Annotated in this window: 1 protein-coding gene; it reads left to right on the top strand. The window is 34.0% G+C overall.

Annotated features, from left to right (window positions below; translation table 11 throughout):
* Positions 1–259, top strand: a 259-nt coding sequence (locus IR141_RS13110; protein WP_135037875.1) for a transposase, incomplete at both ends; no start/stop codon positions are given.

Here is a 259-nt window from a genome sequence, read left to right as displayed (position 1 = left end):
ATTGTTTATACCGATTGTTACAAAAGTTATGACGTTCTTGATGTGAGCGAATTTTCACATTTTCGGATCAATCACAGCACACATTTTGCTGAGCGACAAAATCACATTAACGGAATTGAGAACTTTTGGAACCAAGCAAAACGCCATTTACGCAAGTTTAACGGCATTCCCAAAGAGCATTTTGAACTGTATTTGAAAGAGTGTGAATGGCGTTTTAACAACAGTGAGATAAAATTTCAAATTTCTATTTTAAAACAAT

This window comes from Neisseria sp. 19428wB4_WF04, assembly GCF_015235335.1.
Classification (GTDB): Bacteria; Pseudomonadota; Gammaproteobacteria; order Burkholderiales; family Neisseriaceae; genus Neisseria; species Neisseria musculi.
This window is presented reverse-complemented; position numbering and strand designations above follow the sequence as displayed.